This is a genomic window from Pseudomonas sp. P4_C3 (assembly GCF_056402075.1).
The window spans coordinates 1-16,151 of sequence record NZ_JBFUIC010000108.1 but is presented as its reverse complement, the minus strand read 5'-3'; the positions used below and the strand labels follow the sequence as shown (position 1 = coordinate 16,151).

Sequence of the window (16,151 nt, the reverse complement as noted above, 5' to 3'; positions counted from 1 at the left end):
GATGCAGCACCGCCAGCGCTTCTTCGGCCTGGCTCATGATGAAGTTTTCGGTGATTTCCAGTTGCAGGAAACCGGGGTTGAGGCCGTTGTCCTTGAGCAACTGTTCGATACGGCCCAGCAGATTGGGTTGACGTAATTGGGCGCCGGCAAGGTTGACCGACAGCGGGCCGGGACTGTCGTACAGCCGGTGCCATTCGGCCATCTGCCGGCAGGCGGTTTCCAGGACCCAGTCGCCGATTTGCAGGATCATGCCGTTTTCTTCCGCCAACGGGATGAAGTGTTCCCGCGGCACGTCGCCAAAGGTCGGATGGCGCCAACGGATCAGGGCTTCGGCGCCGACCAGGCTGTAGTCCGCGAGGCTGATTTTCGGTTGGTAGCACAGGTGCAACTCGTTGCGTTCGATGGCGCGGCGCAGTTCGTGTTCCAGCGCCACGCGTTCGCTGGCCTGGGCGGTGAGGTCGCGGGTGTAGCTTTCGACGCGGTTGCGGCCCTTGGCCTTGGAGCGGTACATCGCGGCGTCGGCGTTCTTGATCAGTGTGGCAACGTCGCAGCCATCCTTCGGATAGAGGCTGGTGCCGATACTGGCGCTGATGAAAAACTCGTGTTCGCCGGCCTGGAACGGCGCGGCGAAACAATTGAGCAATTTGGTGGCGATGTGGTCGGCATCGCTGGATTGTTGCAGGCCCGGCAATAGAATGATGAATTCGTCACCACCCAGGCGCGCCACGGTGTCGATGTCACGCAACTGCTCCTTGAGACGTACGGCAATACCCTTGAGCAGCAGGTCGCCGACCGGGTGGCCGAGGCTGTCGTTGATGTGCTTGAAGCGGTCAAGGTCGAGGAACAGCACGGCGCCCTGGCCGCCGTTTTCCTGTTGGTTGTTGAGCGCCGTCAGCAGGCGGCTTTCGAACAGCGTGCGGTTCGGCAGGCCGGTCAGTGGGTCGTGGTGCGCCTGGTAGTCGAGTTTGGCCTGGGCATGTTTGAGACTGGAAATGTCGGCGAACACCGCGACAAAGTGGGTGATGAACTTGTCGCGGTTGCGCACGGCGCTGATAGTCAGCCAGCTCGGGTACAGCTCGCCATTCTTGCGCCGATTGGAAATCTCGCCCTGCCAATGACCTTCGGCGGTCAATTGATGCCACATGGCCGCGTAGAACGCGCTGTCATGCAGGCCTGAGGCGAGCAGGCGTGGCGTGTGGCCCAGGGCTTCGTTTTCGCTGTAACCGGTGATTTCGGTGAACGCACGGTTGACCGCGCTGATGTGCTGTTGGGTATCGGTGATCAACACGCCTTCGGCAGTGCTTTCGAACACAGTGGCGGCCTGTTGCAGTTTTTCCTGCATCAGGTGCCGCTCGGTGATGTCCCGGGCGATGGTCAGCATGCAGTCTTCATCGCCAATCGGCAGCGGACGGCTGGACACTTCACAGAGGCGGATCTGCCCGTCGCTGCGGCGGATATGGCAGCTGAAGTCGCGGACAAAGCCGTCGCGGTGCAGCAGGTCGAGCATTTGCTTGCGTTCATTGAGGTTGACCCAGATTCCCAGGTCCAGCGCCGAACGATCCACCGACATGGCACTGTTGAACCCGGTGATGCGGCTAAAACCATCGTTGACCTCCAGCAGCAAGCCATCACTTTGCCGAGACAGCAGCAAACCGTCGGGAGAGGCGTGGAAGGCCTTGGCGAATTTTTCTTCGGAAGTTTGCAGCTGTTGCTGGGTTTCCTTGAGCTGGGTGATGTCCCGCACTACGACCACCAGCGCCGGTGTCATGTCGAGGTTGAACGGTTCGGCAGAGATCAGGCCGGTAAACACCTGGCCGTTGCTGCGACGAAAGGGCATCTCCAGGTTGCGGATGCTGCCGGCCTGCAAGCGTTGCAACAGGCCTGGCCCAACACCGGGAATCCCCCAGATGTTCAGGTTGGTGGCGGTCTGGCCAATGACGTCCTCGGCCTTGAGGCCGATCTGTTCTTCGAACGCTTCGTTGACTTCCAGCAGGCAGCCGTCGCTCAGGCGCGCGATCACCAGCATGTCCGGGCATTGCTGGAACACGGAAGCGAATTTCTGCTCCGACAGGCGTAGCGCTTCCTCGGTGCGCTTGGCGTCGGTGATATCGATCATCAACCCGCGCAGCACCGGCTCATGCCCGTGTTCGATCAGGCTGACGATATCGCGCACCCACAGGCAGCGGCCATCGGCGGTGATCACCCGGTAATCGAGGCGGTGATCGCGCCCGGCCAGCACTTCGTGATCGCAGAAGGTCTGGGCGCGGGTCAGGTCGGCGGGGTGAATGATGTTGCGCCAGAAACCCGGAATCAGCCAATGGGACAGGGGATAACCGAGAAGGTCTTCGGCGTGGGGCGATACATAGCTGTAGGTGAAGTCGGTGACTTTTGCTTCCCAGGCGATGGCCGACAGGCTCTCCACCAGGCCGCGGTAGTGGTATTCGCTGCTGCGCAGTTCCTGTTCAAGGTTGACCCGGCGGGCGATTTCCGAGCTCAGGCGGCGGTTGATGCGGATAACCACCGCCAGCACGGTAGTCAGCAGCAGCAATCCGGGCAGGCCATACACCAGCAGGTCATTCCAGAACGTTCGATGATCGAGGACGTTGCCGACCCAATGCTCCTGAATGGCGCTGATTTCAGCGGGGCTCATGTCTGCCAGGACTTTGTCGAGAATGCCGACCAGCATCTTGTTGTCGCGGGGTACAGCCATGGCCAGTTGATAGCGATAGGGGGTTTCACCGCTGACATACAACCCATCGAGCTTGAGTTGGCGCAGTCCCCAGACGCTGGAAGCCAGATCGCCCACCACGGCGTCCACTTCGTCGGTGGCCAGCGCCTGTAGCGCCGAGCTGACGTTGGGCACCGCCACCAGGTTCAAGTCGGGATGGTGGCTGCGCAGCAGCTCGTGGGGGGCGTAGTTTTCCACCACGGCGATTTTCAGGCCGTACAAGTCTTGCAGGTTATGTGGCTGGGGGCCGCCGACATGGGCCAGGATGACAATCGGAAAATCCAGATAGGGGCGAGTGAACGACAGGTATTTCTGGCGTTCCGGGGTCGACATGATGCCCGGCAGCAGGTCCAGTTTGCCCTTTTTGGCTTGTTCCAGGACGGCGGTCCAGCTCACCGGCTCGATGGGCGTGAGCCGGGTTGCCAGCCTTTTGCGGATGACCTCGATGTAATCCGCGGCAAGGCCCTGGTAGCGGCCCCCATCGTCACGAAACTCGAAGGGCGGCCACGACGCATCGACACCCAGGCGCAATTCCGGGTGAGCCGCCAGCCAGCTACGTTCATCGTCAGTGAGAGTCAGCGCGCCAGCCGTTGCGGTCCAGGTCATCAGCGACAGCAAAAAAAACACGGTCGGCAGTCTGGGCATAACGGTCTCGTTATGGCTCGGGGGAATGTTTCGAGTGTAGACGGCTACAGGGAGGAGGGGGGAAGCAGGGAGATTTAATCTGTACAAAGCAAAACCCCCGGCCTGGGCCGGGGGTTCTGTGATCACTCGTCGAGGAAGGAGCGCAGATGCTCGCTTCTCGTCGGGTGGCGCAGCTTGCGCAGCGCCTTGGCTTCGATCTGACGAATCCGTTCACGGGTCACGTCGAACTGCTTACCAACCTCCTCGAGGGTGTGGTCGGTATTCATGTCGATACCGAAGCGCATGCGCAGAACCTTGGCTTCACGGGCAGTGAGGCCGGACAGGACTTCGCGAGTCGCTTCTTTAAGGCTCTCAACAGTGGCGACATCGATTGGCGACTGCATGGTCGAGTCTTCGATGAAGTCACCCAGATGAGAATCTTCGTCATCACCGATCGGGGTTTCCATGGAGATCGGCTCTTTAGCGATCTTCAATACCTTGCGGATCTTGTCCTCAGGCATTTCCATGCGTTCGCCCAGCTCTTCCGGGGTCGGTTCGCGACCCATTTCCTGCAGCATCTGCCGGGAAATACGGTTGAGCTTGTTGATCGTCTCGATCATGTGCACCGGAATACGGATGGTGCGGGCCTGGTCGGCGATCGAGCGAGTGATCGCCTGACGGATCCACCAGGTGGCATAAGTCGAGAACTTGTAGCCGCGACGGTATTCGAACTTGTCTACTGCTTTCATCAAGCCGATGTTGCCTTCCTGGATCAGATCGAGGAATTGCAGGCCGCGGTTGGTGTACTTCTTGGCGATGGAGATCACCAGACGCAAGTTGGCTTCAACCATCTCTTTCTTCGCGCGGCGGGCCTTGGCCTCACCGATCGACATGCGACGGTTGATGTCCTTGATCTCGGCGATGGTCAAACCGGTTTCGGTTTCCAGCGCGGTCAGCTTCTGCTGGCAACGGATGATATCCGGCTGCAGACGACCAATGGCTTCAGCGTATTTGCCTTTGCCTTTGGCCAGGGCGTCACTCCAGCTTTCGTCGACTTCGTTGCCCGGGAACTGGCGCAGGAAGTCGGCACGCGGCATGCGTGCATCACGAACGCAGAGCTGCATGATTGCGCGCTCTTGCTGACGCAGGCGATCCAGGGCACTGCGAACACGCTCGACCAGGCCTTCGAATTGCTTCGGCACCAATTTGATCGGCATGAACAGCTCGGCCAGGGCCAACAGCTCGGCAATTGCTGCCTTGTTGTTGCGACCGTGCTTTTTCAGCGCCTTGCGGGTGATTTCCATCTGATCGGCAACAGCGCCAAAGCGCTGTGCAGCGATGACCGGATCCGGACCGCTTTCGGCTTCTTCCTCGTCATCCGAGGCTTCACCGTCTTCGTCGTCGGAATCGTCATCCGCCTTGACAGCTTTCGCGTCAATTGGCGGCGGCACTTCTGCTGCAGGCGGCGCGATGCCGTCGTCCGGGTCGATATAACCGCTCAGGACGTCGGACAGGCGGCCACCTTCGGTGGTGACGCGGGTGTACTCGGAGAGAATATGATCAACCGTGCCAGGGAAGTGCGCGATTGCGCTCATCACCTCACGGATGCCCTCTTCAATACGCTTGGCGATTTCGATTTCGCCTTCACGTGTGAGGAGCTCCACCGTACCCATTTCGCGCATGTACATGCGCACCGGGTCGGTAGTGCGACCAATGTCGGTCTCGACCGCAGCCAACGCTGCAGCGGCCTCTTCGGCTGCGGCTTCGTCGGTATCGGCGTCGGCCAGCATAAGGGAATCCTTATCTGGCGCAACCTCGAACACGTTGATCCCCATGTCGTTGATCATGCGGATGATGTCTTCCACCTGTTCCGGATCTGAAATATCCTCCGGCAGGTGGTCGTTGACCTCCGCGTAAGTCAGGTAGCCCTGCTCACGACCAAGTGTGATCAACTCTTTGATACGAGACTGCTGTTGCGCTTTTCCGGACATAACACCCTATCCACTGAAGGTCTTGGCGGGCAAAAAACAAGCCGAGGATTATACCTGAGCTATGACCTCACGCGCCAGTTGAGGTCGGGTTTGTTGCGGAAACATTGCGACTCAAGAGATCGCGCAGTTGATTTTTCTCTTCGCTGGTCAATTCGCTTTGACGCGCTTTTCGCAGAAGTTGTTCCAGGTTTCGCTCGCGTTGGCGGGCTGACAAGCTAGTAATGGTGTCGAAAAACTGTTGTTCAAGGTTATCTCCGTCAATCAGCCATTCCTTTTCGGCCAGCGCCCTGAGCAAACGGCCTTGTTCTGTGCCGTGCCAACGCGCAATCAGTTGAATTGAGTTTAGCTTGGGATTCTTCTGCACGGCTTCGAGCAGCGCCACCAGCAATTGTGTGTTGGTGTGATCTTCGGCGGCGAAGTGCCCGGCATCCTCGACTTTTTCCGCCAGTTGCGGGTGATGCAGCAACGTGCGCAAGGCGGCGAGGGTTGGCGGTTCTACGGCGGCGGGCACCCGTGGCGCGCGGGGTTGATCGCGATCACCGCCTCGCTTGCCATTCTTGTCCCATGGTTTCTTGTCCCATTTCTTGCCTCCTGCACCGGGCTTCTTCGGCGTCCATTCTTGCTGCGGCACATACATTTCCTGTGCCTGCGGCTGATGATAGTCGCTGTAATCGGGCATTGCGTCGTAATCGATGCCCGGGTCGTAGGCCGGCGGTGCTTCTTGCGGGGCGCTTTGTGCCAGCTGGCTCACCGCTTCGCCGCTAAGGCCGGTGATTTCGCTCAGGCGCTGACGCATCAAGGTGCGCAGGTTGGCACCGGGGACTTTGTCGATCAGTGGCGCGGCGAGGGTGGCCATGTGGGCCTTGCCCTCGAGCGAGCGCGGGTCGGCTTCTTCCGTCAGCTGCTGGAAGAAATAATCGGCCAGAGGCTGCGCGTGCTGGTTGATCCGTGCGCGGAAGGCATCGGTGCCTTCGGAGCGGACCAGGGTGTCCGGGTCTTCGCCTTCGGGCAGGAACAGAAAGCGTGCGCGACGACCGTCCTGCAGGCTCGAAAGTGTCGCCTCCAGCGCCCGCCATGCCGCATTGCGGCCGGCCTGATCGCCGTCGAAGCAGAACAGCACGCTGGGCACGACGCGAAACAGCCGCTTGAGGTGTTCCTCGCTAGTAGCGGTGCCCAGGGTCGCAACGGCATTGCGCAGGCCTTGCTGGGCCAGGGCTATGACGTCCATGTAGCCCTCGACGACGATGATCTCGTCGAGGTTGCGGTTGGTCTTGCGCGCTTCGTACAGGCCGTAGAGTTCCTGGCCTTTATGGAAAACAGGGGTTTCCGGGGAGTTCAGGTACTTCGGCTTGTCGTCGCCCAATACCCGGCCGCCGAAGGCGATGACGCGCCCGCGACTGTCGCGGATCGGAAACATCACGCGGTCGCGGAAGCGGTCGTAACGTTTACCGCTTTCGGCGTTTTCGATCAGCAGGCCGGCATCGATCATGGCTTTTTGTTGCAGGGTATCGCTGCTCAAGTGCTTGAACAGGTTGTCCCAGCCGGGTGGAGCAAAGCCGAGGCCGAAGTCCCGGGCGATTTCGCCGGTCAGCCCGCGACCTTTCAGGTAATCCACGGCGGCCTTGCGCGATGGATGACTTTTCAGGGCCTGGCGATAAAAGTCGGCAGCGGCGCTGAGTAGTGGATACAGCGGCGAATCGGTCGGCTGTCGCGGTTTGTGCGGGCGGCCGCTTTCTTCGCGGGGGATTTCCATGCCGGCGGCTTTGGCCAGCTCTTCGACGGCCTGGACGAAATCCAGGTTGTCGTGGTCCATGATGAAGCCGAGGGCGTTGCCGCCAGCGCCGCAACCGAAGCAGTAATAGAACTGCTTGTCGGGGCTGACGCTGAACGATGGAGTCTTTTCCTTGTGGAACGGGCAGCAGGCGGTGTGGTTCTTGCCGGCCTTTTTCAATTGCAGGCGCGAGCTGACCACATCGACGATGTCGGTGCGGTTCAGAAGGTCGTCAATGAAGCTCTGGGGAATTAACCCGGCCATGGCGTTCTCGTCATCTGCGCTGAAAGGAACCCGAAACGTGCGGCGATCGAACGCGGTCATTGTTTGAGGCGCGCAAAGTGTGCGGCTCGACCAGTGTCGTCTGCGTAATCGCTGTCGGGAAGTGTATCTGCCGAAAATCCACTGACGTTAATGCTAATCAGTATTCGACTGTTTGAATGTGTTGCGCTGAATCCGCTGTGGCCAATCATAGGCCCCGGATAGCTCATCATCTGGCACGCAAGCAGGTGCCTTGGGCTGATCGTCGTGAGAGGAATCAGTGGGTGTGCTCGTCAGTAGCCTTGAAAGGCTCGTCAGAAAAGACGTGCACCGCTGGCAAAAGAGCCAGGTCTGACGCGGTGAAGCAGATTTGTCTCGGTCGCGTCTGCGGCTTTGACAGTGAAGCATCAAGCGTTTTACGCAAATGCCATAAGCCCGGCTGAGGGCCGGGCTTGGCAGAAGCTTGCTACGATCGTCTGTGTATTAGTACAGACGAACGGCGCGGCGCTGTTCGCGCTGAACTTTCTTGGCGTGACGCTTAACAGCGGCTGCTGCTTTGCGCTTACGCTCAGAAGTTGGCTTCTCGTAAAATTCGCGGCTACGAACTTCAGCCAGTACACCGGCTTTTTCGCAGGAGCGCTTGAAACGACGCAGAGCTACGTCGAAGGGTTCGTTCTCTTTTACTTTGACGGCTGGCATCCAGAGCTACCTTCATTCATTACCGGGGTCAACATCCTCGCGGCAAAAGAGCACTTGAAGACGTCGGTTTTTAAGGGTTGCGGATGTTAACCCCTCAACGCTCGGAATGCAAAGCCTCTGATCGAAAACCGCTGGTCGGGGCATCACGCGACGACTATTATGCGCGCCTTCGAATTCAGCCTAAACAAGGCGCAAACCCATGCTAGTACTGGGATTAGAAACCTCCTGCGACGAAACCGGTGTCGCATTATATGACAGTGAGCGCGGCCTGCTGGCCGACGCATTGTTCAGTCAGATCGACCTGCACCGCGCCTATGGTGGCGTGGTGCCGGAGCTGGCTTCGCGCGATCACGTCAAACGCATGCTGCCCTTGATTCGTCAGGTGCTGGCTGAGGCCGACTGCGTGCCGACCGAGATCGATGCGATCGCCTACACCGCGGGTCCTGGCCTGGTCGGTGCCTTGTTGGTAGGGGCTTCTTGCGCTCAGGCGCTGGCCTTTGCCTGGGGCATTCCGGCTCTTGGCGTGCATCACATGGAAGGCCATTTGCTGGCGCCGATGCTGGAGCCGCAACCTCCGGAGTTTCCGTTCGTCGCTTTGTTGGTGTCGGGTGGTCATACGCAACTGGTTCAGGTCGACGGAATTGGTCAGTACACGCTCTTGGGCGAGACCCTGGATGACGCCGCTGGCGAGGCCTTCGACAAGACGGCCAAGATGATGGGCCTCAATTATCCCGGCGGACCGGAGATCGCTCGCCTTGCAGAACTGGGTGTTGCAGGACGTTTCGTCTTCCCGCGTCCAATGTGCGACCGCCCGGGCCTGGATTTCAGCTTCAGTGGCTTGAAAACCTTCGCACTGAATACCTGGCAACAGTGCGTCAGCGCCGGGGACGACAGCGAACAAACCCGTTGCGACATCGCGCTGGCATTCCAGCAGGCCGTGGTGGAGACTTTGACCATCAAGTGCAAGCGTGCCCTGAAGGCCGCCGGCATGAAGCGCCTGGTGATTGCAGGGGGCGTCAGTGCCAACAAGGCGTTGCGCACTTCCCTGGAGAAAATGCTCGGCGACATGAAGGGTGATGTGTTTTATGCCCGTCCGCAGTTTTGCACCGATAACGGCGCGATGATCGCCTTTGCTGGCTGCCAGCGCTTGCAGGCCGGTCAGCAGGAAAGCCTGGCGATCAGCGTGCAGGCACGCTGGCCGATGGAGCAGTTGTCCGCATTGTGATGAGCGGCGCTCATGTCCGGCTGCTAGAAATGCCGTTCGCGCCCGGCAAACAGGTCGCGTAGATTGCCGCGATGACGCCAGACGATCAGCCCGGTGAGCGCGCTCATGGGCAGCAGGGCGGCCGGTTCTTGCCAGGCCAGCAACGGCAGGCTCAGCGGTGTGGCGATGAGGGCGGCCAGGGAGCTGGTGCGGGTCAGGTAGAACGTCAAGAGCCAGGCGCAGACCGCCAGAAGGGCAGCGGGCGGGTACAATCCCAGCAACATGCCCGCAGCGGTGGCGACACCCTTGCCGCCGCGAAAGCGGAAGTACAACGGAAACAGATGGCCGATGACGGCATAGACGCCGATCCAGGCTTGTTCCTGCTGCGAAAGGCCCGCAAGGCGCGCAATCAGTACCGGCAGCAGGCCTTTGCAAAGGTCGCCGAGCAGGGTCAGGATGGCGAGTTTCTTGCCGGCCAGGCGCAACATGTTGGTGGCACCGGCATTGCCCGAGCCACTCATTCGCGGATCGGGGTTGCCGGTCAGGCGGCTGAGCAAAATGGCAAAGGACAGAGAGCCGAGCAGGTAGGCGAGGATCGCCAATAACCAAAACATGCTAACTATTCCGGGCGAGGAAGCCCTGATTCTAACGGCGCATTGCGCCCTTGTCGTGTAGCGGAGAGAAGTGCTTGGACAGAGTGTTTATCGAGGGCCTGGAAGTCGACACGGTGATTGGTGCCTACGATTGGGAACGAGGCATCCGACAGTGCTTGCGTCTTGACCTGAGCTTCGCCTGGGATAATCGCCCGGCCGCAGCCGGTGATGACCTGACCCTGGCGCTCGACTACGCCAGTGTTTCTTCGCGCATCCAGGCGTTTGCCGAGCAGGCGCAATTCCAGCTGGTGGAAACCTTTGCCGAGCGCCTGGTTGAAGTGCTGATGAGCGAATTCAAGATCACCTGGATGCGCATCAAGCTGACCAAGCCAGGTGCGATTCCTGCCGCCACCGGCGGCGTGGGCGTGGAGATCGAGCGCGGATGTCGCTGACTCAGGTGTACCTCGGGCTCGGTAGCAATATCGAGCGTGAAGCCCATTTGCGGGCGGGGCTCGATGCATTGGCGACATTCCTTGTCGATATCCGCTGTTCGGCGGTGTTCGAAAGCCAGCCGGTGGGCATCAAGAGCGGGCCGTTCTTCAATTTCGTGGTGTCGGCGTATACCGATCTGCCGCTGATGGAGCTTGATCGTCGACTGAAGTTCATCGAGGCGGATAACGGTCGTTACGCACCGGATCGCCGAGGTTTGCCGCTGGATATCGACGTGTTGTTGTTCGGTGATCTGGTGGGCAACTTCGATGGACTGATCTTGCCGCGGGCAGAAATTCTGAAAAATGCGTTCGTTCTGTGGCCGTTGTCGTTGATAGCGCCGGATCGCGTGCACCCGGGCGCAGGCAAGAGCTTTGCGACCTTGTGGGCTGAAGCGCAGATTGATCAGGTGTTGGCGCCAGTGGCTTTCGAATGGCGTGGTGAGCAGCTGACACCCTCTGATTTACTGTAAAGCAAAAAGATCGCAGCCTTCGGCAGCTCCTACAAAGCAAAAAGATCGCAGCCTTCGGCAGCTCCTACATGGATTGATGCGTCCTGTAGGAGCTGCCGAAGGCTGCGATCTTTTATCCTGGTCAGGTTTTTTCTTTGTAAGCCTTCAGTGCCTTTAGCCGCTCGCGCTTGATCGCCTCCCCCAGCTCTGGTCCCTTGAAGCCTTGCTCCAGCAATGGCTGAACCGCCACGCTGCGAGCAGCGGTTGCCGCGCCGCGCAAATAATCCGCCTGTGGATAACTTCTTTCTTCCAGCCCTTTGCGCCCCCGCGCATCCATCTCGCATGCCGCGATGAACTCCTCGAACCGCTGTGGCCGACGGTAAATGTCGAAGCTTTGCAGCAATTCCAGCAATGTCGATGGCTTCAGCTCAAGGGCGCGATGCCCGTGGGTGTGATACTCGCCCACCAGCAGCGCCAGTTCCTGGCAGTCTCTCGGCACCTTGAAGCGTTCGTTGATCGCTTTGATCAGCTTCAGGCCTTTGCACTCGTGGGCAATGTGTCGCGGCCATTCTTTCTCTGGCGTCAGGCCTTTGCCCAGGTCATGCAGCAGGGAGGCCCAGCGCACGGTCAGCGGCTGTTTGTACAACGCCGCTTGCTGCAACACGCTCAGGGTATGCGCGCCTGTATCGATTTCCGGGTGATGGGCCGGGGGTTGTGGTACGCCGAACAGCGCGTCGACCTCGGGCATCAGTACCTTGAGTGCGCCGCATGCGCGCAAAACCTCAACAAACACTTGTGGCTGATCTTCCATCAGGGCGCGGGAAATTTCCTTCCAGCTGCGCTCCGGGGTCAGCGCCTCAAGCTCGCCTGATTCGCTGAGTTGGCGCATCAGCGCCAGGGTTTCCGGGGCGACGGTAAAACCCAGCGTCGCGTAGCGCGCCGCGAAGCGGGCAACACGCAGGACCCGGAGCGGATCTTCGGCAAATGCCGGGGAAACGTGGCGAAGCAGGCGTGCTTCGAGATCGCGCTGGCCGTGGTACGGGTCGGTCAGGTTCTGCTGATCGTCTTCAGCCATGGCATTGATGGTCAGGTCGCGACGGATCAGGTCTTCTTCGAGGGTGACTTCAGGGCTGGCGTGAAAAGTGAACCCGCCGTATCCGCGCCCGCTTTTGCGCTCGGTGCGGGCGAGGGCGTATTCCTCACCGCTTTTGGGATGAAGGAACACCGGGAAATCCGCGCCCACCGGGCGAAAGCCCTTGGCGAGCATCTCTTCGGTCGTCGCGCCGACCACGACCCAGTCGATATCGGTAACCGGTTTGCCCAGCAGGCGATCGCGTACCGCACCACCGACTTTATAAATCCGCATAAAAAACCTCCGTTAGCTCGACAGGATAACCGTTGCATCGAGCTTTCGGAGGCACAAACCGGATCAAAGATGGATGACGGCCAGGTCCAGGCGGCCGTAATCGCCTTCGCTGTGCTCGCTTCTGGGCGGCACATGATGGGTTTTCATGACCTGATCGCCCTGCAGGGTTTCCAGGTGAATGTCGAAACCCCAGAGGCGGTGCAAGTGCTTGAGCACTTCCTCGGTGGACTCTCCCAGCGGTTTGCGGTCGTGCTGTTGGTGGCGCAGGGTCAGAGAACGGTCACCACGCCGGTCGATGCTATAGATCTGCACGTTGGGCTCGCGATTGCCCAGGTTGTACTGTGCCGCGAGAGTTTCACGGATGATGCGGTAGCCTCCTTCGTCGTGAATGGCGGGCACCAGCAGGTCGTCCTTCTGGTCGTCATCGAGAATGCTGAACAGCTTCAGGTCGCGGATCACCTTGGGCGACAGGTACTGCAGGATGAAGCTCTCATCCTTGAAGCTGCTCATGGCGAACTTGATGGCTGCCAGCCAATCTGTGCCAGCAATTTCCGGGAACCAGTGGCGATCTTCCTCGGTGGGTTCTTCGCACATGCGCCGGATGTCCCGGTACATGGCAAACCCGAGAGTGTAGGGGTTGATTCCGCTGTAGTAAGGGCTGTCGAAGCCCGGCTGAAAGACCACGCTGGTGTGGGATGTCAGGAACTCCATCATGAAGCCGTCGGTGACCAGGCCCTCGTCGTACAGGTCGTTCATCAGGGTGTAGTGCCAGAACGTGGCCCAACCTTCATTCATCACCTGGGTCTGACGCTGTGGATAAAAATACTGGGCGATCTTGCGCACGATGCGTACGATTTCCCGCTGCCATGGCTCCAGCAGCGGCGCGTGTTTTTCGATGAAGTACAGGATGTTTTCCTGAGGTTCGGCGGGAAAGCGTGCGTTGTCCTTGTCGCTGTACTTGTCCGCGCCCTTGGGAATGGTGCGCCACAGATCGTTGATCTGTTTCTGTAGATGTTCTTCCCGGTCCTTTTGCCGGCGACGTTCTTCTTCCGCGGAGATCGGATAGGGGCGTTTGTAGCGGTCGACACCATAGTTCATCAGTGCATGGCAGGAGTCGAGCAGGTCCTCGACCGCGTCGATACCGTGGCGCTCTTCGCATTGCATGATGTACTGCTTGGCAAACACCAGGTAATCGATGATCGAACTGGCGTCGGTCCAGGTGCGGAACAGGTAATTGCCTTTGAAAAAGCTGTTGTGCCCGTAGCAGGCATGGGCCACCACCAGCGCCTGCATGCAGATGGTGTTTTCTTCCATCAGGTAGGCGATGCACGGGTCGGAGTTGATCACGATCTCGTACGCCAGGCCCATCTGGCCGCGTGTGTAGGACTTTTCGGTGCTGAGGAAGTGCTTGCCGTAGGACCAGTGGTGATAACCCAGCGGCATACCGACCGAGGCGTAGGCGTCCATCATTTGCTCGGCGGTGATCACTTCGATCTGGTTGGGGTACGTATCGAGTGCATAGCCAGCCGCAATACGACTGATTTCGCGGTCGTAGGCCTGGATCAGCTCGAACGTCCATTCGGAGCCGGTGGAAATGGGTTGGCGTTTCTGCTCTTTGGCGGTCATGTCACTAACCTGCGCTGGAAGAGTTCACGGAAGACCGGATAGATATCCCCGGCCGAGACCAGTTGTTGCTGGGCAAAAGTGTCGGAAAAGGCTTCGGCGATGCGCTCGTACTCGAACCACAGGGCCTGGTGTTCGCGCGGGGTGATCTCAACGTAAGTGTAGTACTGCACGAACGGCATGATCTGGTTGATCAGGATGTCGCGGCAGATCGGAGAGTCGTCGTTCCAGTTATCACCGTCGGAAGCCTGGGCGGCGTAGATGTTCCACTCGTTGCTCGGATAACGCTCGGCCATGATCTCCTGCATCAGTTTCAGGGCGCTGGAGACGATGGTGCCGCCGGTTTCCCGGGAGTAGAAAAATTCCTCCTCATCCACTTCGCGGGCGCTGGTGTGATGGCGGATGAACACGACGTCGATCTTTTCGTAGTTCCGCTTGAGAAACAGGTACAGCAGGATAAAGAAGCGCTTGGCGATGTCCTTGGTCGCCTGGGTCATCGAGCCGGACACGTCCATCAGGCAGAACATCACGGCCTTGGAACTGGGGTTGGGTTGCTTGATGAGCAGGTTGTACTTGAGGTCGAATGTGTCGAGAAACGGTATGCGGTGGATGCGCGCGCTGAGTTTTTCGATTTCAGCTTCTATTTCCTGAATATCGCCGAAGTTGTCTGGTTCTTCCTGCTTGAGTCGCAGAAGTTCTTCCTTGGCTTCGCGCAGTTTTGCCCGGCTGCTGCCGGACAGGGCGATTCGCCGGGCGTGGGCTGAACGCAGGGTGCGGATGATGTTGATCCGCGACGGGTTGCCCTCGTTGCTGATCCCGGCCCGCACGGTCTTGAAGGTATCGGTGCCGGTCAGGTTGCGCTTGACCAGGTTGGGCAGTTCGAGATCCTCGAACATGAATTCGAGGAATTCTTCCTGGGTGATCTGGAAGACGAATTCGTCCATCCCTTCGCCGGAATTACCGGCCTTGCCGGGGCCTCTACCGCCACCGCCTCCCGGTGGGCGGGCGATATGTTCGCCGCTGGTGAATTCCTTGTTGCCCGGGTGCACGACCGTTTGCTTGCCGCCGCGACCGTGGTGGAGCACCGGCTCGTCGATGTCGCGGCCGGGAATGCTGATTTGTTCGCCGTGTTCCATATCGGTAATGGAGCGCCGGCTGACCGCCTCTTCGACAGCCTTTTTGATGTGGTCACGGTAACGCCGCAGAAACCGCTGACGGTTCACCGTGCTCTTGTTCTTGCCATTGAGACGTCGGTCGATCACATAGCTCATGACTGCTCCTTAGAAGCTGTCCTGAAAGGGGCGAGCGGTGATACAGCATCGAACCGAGAGCCGAGGGATATTGAACGCTCCCCCAAGCGCTTTGGATGCTGCCTGAACTCGCTACCGACTTTCGAACACCTCCCAGAGGCCTGTGTAACAGAAAAGCCCACACAGGTCTCTGGCTGACGACAACCGGTCTGACCGGCAGCGGGTTATTGTGATTTTCTGACTCGCAGGTACCACTCGGACAGCAGTCGTACCTGTTTGTCGGTGTAACCGCGCTCGACCATCCGTGTGACGAAGTCGTTGTGTTTTTGCTGGTCCTCTTTGCTGGCCTTGGCATTGAAGCTGATGACTGGCAGCAAGTCCTCGGTGTTGGAGAACATTTTCTTCTCGATGACCACCCGCAGTTTTTCGTAGCTGAGCCAGGTCGGGTTCTTGCCGTTGTTGTTGGCCCGGGCACGCAGGACGAAGTTGACGATTTCGTTGCGGAAATCCTTCGGATTGCTGATGCCGGCCGGTTTCTCGATTTTCTCCAGTTCTTCGTTCAACGCTACGCGGTTGAGGATCTCGCCGGTTTCCGGGTCGCGGTATTCCTGGTCCTGGATCCAGAAGTCGGCGTACAGCACATAGCGATCGAAGATGTTCTGGCCGTACTCGCTGTAGGACTCGAGGTAGGCGGTCTGGATCTCCTTGCCGATGAATTCGATATAGCGCGGTGCCAGGTACTCCTTGAGGAAACGCAGATAGCGTTCGCGGGTCTCCGCCTGGAACTGTTCCTGTTCGATCTGTTGTTCCAGCACGTAGAGCAAGTGCACCGGGTTGGCGGCGATTTCGTGCGGATCGAAGTTGAACACCTTCGACAGGATCTTGAACGCGAACCGGGTGGAGAGACCGTTCATGCCTTCGTCGACACCGGCGTTGTCGCGGTATTCCTGGATCGACTTGGCTTTCGGATCGGTGTCCTTGAGGTTCTCGCCGTCGTACACGCGCATCTTCGAGTAGATGTTGGAGTTTTCCGGCTCCTTGAGGCGCGAGAGCACGGTGAACTGGGCCAGCATCTTCAGGGTATCCGGCGCGCAATGAGCC

The 16,151-nt window shown here is 59.3% G+C and carries 12 protein-coding genes; 3 read left to right on the top strand and 9 right to left on the bottom strand.

What is annotated here, in order from left to right; genetic code table 11:
- The 4 genes from AC1DVH_RS17700 to rpsU all read right to left on the bottom strand — a co-directional run.
- On the bottom strand, positions 1–3,373 hold a 3,373-nt coding region (locus AC1DVH_RS17700), incomplete at its 3' end, for a bifunctional diguanylate cyclase/phosphodiesterase (RefSeq protein ID WP_477754897.1).
- A gap of 122 nt (positions 3,374–3,495) precedes the next feature.
- Positions 3,496–5,343 (bottom strand): RNA polymerase sigma factor RpoD, encoded by a 1,848-nt coding sequence (gene rpoD / locus AC1DVH_RS17695; protein WP_477754896.1) that lies wholly within the window; start codon positions 5,341–5,343, stop codon positions 3,496–3,498.
- A gap of 67 nt (positions 5,344–5,410) precedes the next feature.
- Positions 5,411–7,378 carry a DNA primase gene (gene dnaG, locus AC1DVH_RS17690; protein WP_223460320.1) on the bottom strand — a complete coding sequence of 656 codons (1,968 nt, stop codon included), beginning with the start codon at positions 7,376–7,378 and terminating at the stop codon, positions 5,411–5,413.
- Between the two features lie 480 nt (positions 7,379–7,858).
- Positions 7,859–8,074 carry a 30S ribosomal protein S21 gene (rpsU, locus tag AC1DVH_RS17685; RefSeq protein WP_002551877.1) on the bottom strand — a complete coding sequence of 72 codons (216 nt, stop codon included), beginning with the start codon at positions 8,072–8,074 and terminating at the stop codon, positions 7,859–7,861.
- A gap of 199 nt (positions 8,075–8,273) precedes the next feature.
- On the opposite strand from rpsU, the gene tsaD reads away from it, so the two are divergent.
- Positions 8,274–9,299 (top strand): tRNA (adenosine(37)-N6)-threonylcarbamoyltransferase complex transferase subunit TsaD, encoded by a 1,026-nt coding sequence (gene tsaD, locus AC1DVH_RS17680; protein ID WP_477754895.1) that lies wholly within the window; start codon positions 8,274–8,276, stop codon positions 9,297–9,299.
- Positions 9,300–9,322: 23 nt separating this feature from the next.
- On the opposite strand, the gene plsY is transcribed toward tsaD, so the two are convergent.
- Positions 9,323–9,892 (bottom strand): glycerol-3-phosphate 1-O-acyltransferase PlsY, encoded by a 570-nt coding sequence (gene plsY, locus AC1DVH_RS17675; RefSeq protein WP_477754894.1) that lies wholly within the window; start codon positions 9,890–9,892, stop codon positions 9,323–9,325.
- A 74-nt stretch (positions 9,893–9,966) separates the two neighbouring features.
- Here plsY and folB point away from each other — a divergent pair, with 74 nt between their 5' ends.
- Positions 9,967–10,323, top strand: coding sequence for a dihydroneopterin aldolase (folB, locus tag AC1DVH_RS17670; protein WP_477754893.1), 357 nt, complete (start codon positions 9,967–9,969; stop codon positions 10,321–10,323).
- Positions 10,314–10,832 carry a 2-amino-4-hydroxy-6-hydroxymethyldihydropteridine diphosphokinase gene (gene folK, locus AC1DVH_RS17665; RefSeq protein WP_477754892.1) on the top strand — a complete coding sequence of 173 codons (519 nt, stop codon included), beginning with the start codon at positions 10,314–10,316 and terminating at the stop codon, positions 10,830–10,832. Before folB ends, folK begins: the two co-directional genes overlap by 10 nt.
- 121 nt (positions 10,833–10,953) lie before the next feature.
- Here folK and AC1DVH_RS17660 read toward each other — a convergent pair whose 3' ends face one another.
- From AC1DVH_RS17660 to AC1DVH_RS17645, 4 genes are all read right to left on the bottom strand, one after another.
- Complete coding sequence (locus AC1DVH_RS17660) at positions 10,954–12,177, bottom strand: multifunctional CCA addition/repair protein (RefSeq protein ID WP_477754891.1); 1,224 nt, start codon at positions 12,175–12,177, stop codon at positions 10,954–10,956.
- Between the two features lie 63 nt (positions 12,178–12,240).
- Complete coding sequence (locus tag AC1DVH_RS17655; RefSeq protein WP_477754890.1) at positions 12,241–13,803, bottom strand: SpoVR family protein; 1,563 nt, start codon at positions 13,801–13,803, stop codon at positions 12,241–12,243.
- Complete coding sequence (locus AC1DVH_RS17650; protein WP_007993202.1) at positions 13,800–15,071, bottom strand: YeaH/YhbH family protein; 1,272 nt, start codon at positions 15,069–15,071, stop codon at positions 13,800–13,802. Before AC1DVH_RS17650 ends, AC1DVH_RS17655 begins: the two co-directional genes overlap by 4 nt.
- Positions 15,072–15,274: 203 nt before the next feature.
- On the bottom strand, positions 15,275–16,151 hold an 877-nt coding region (locus AC1DVH_RS17645; RefSeq protein ID WP_477754889.1), incomplete at its 5' end, for a PrkA family serine protein kinase.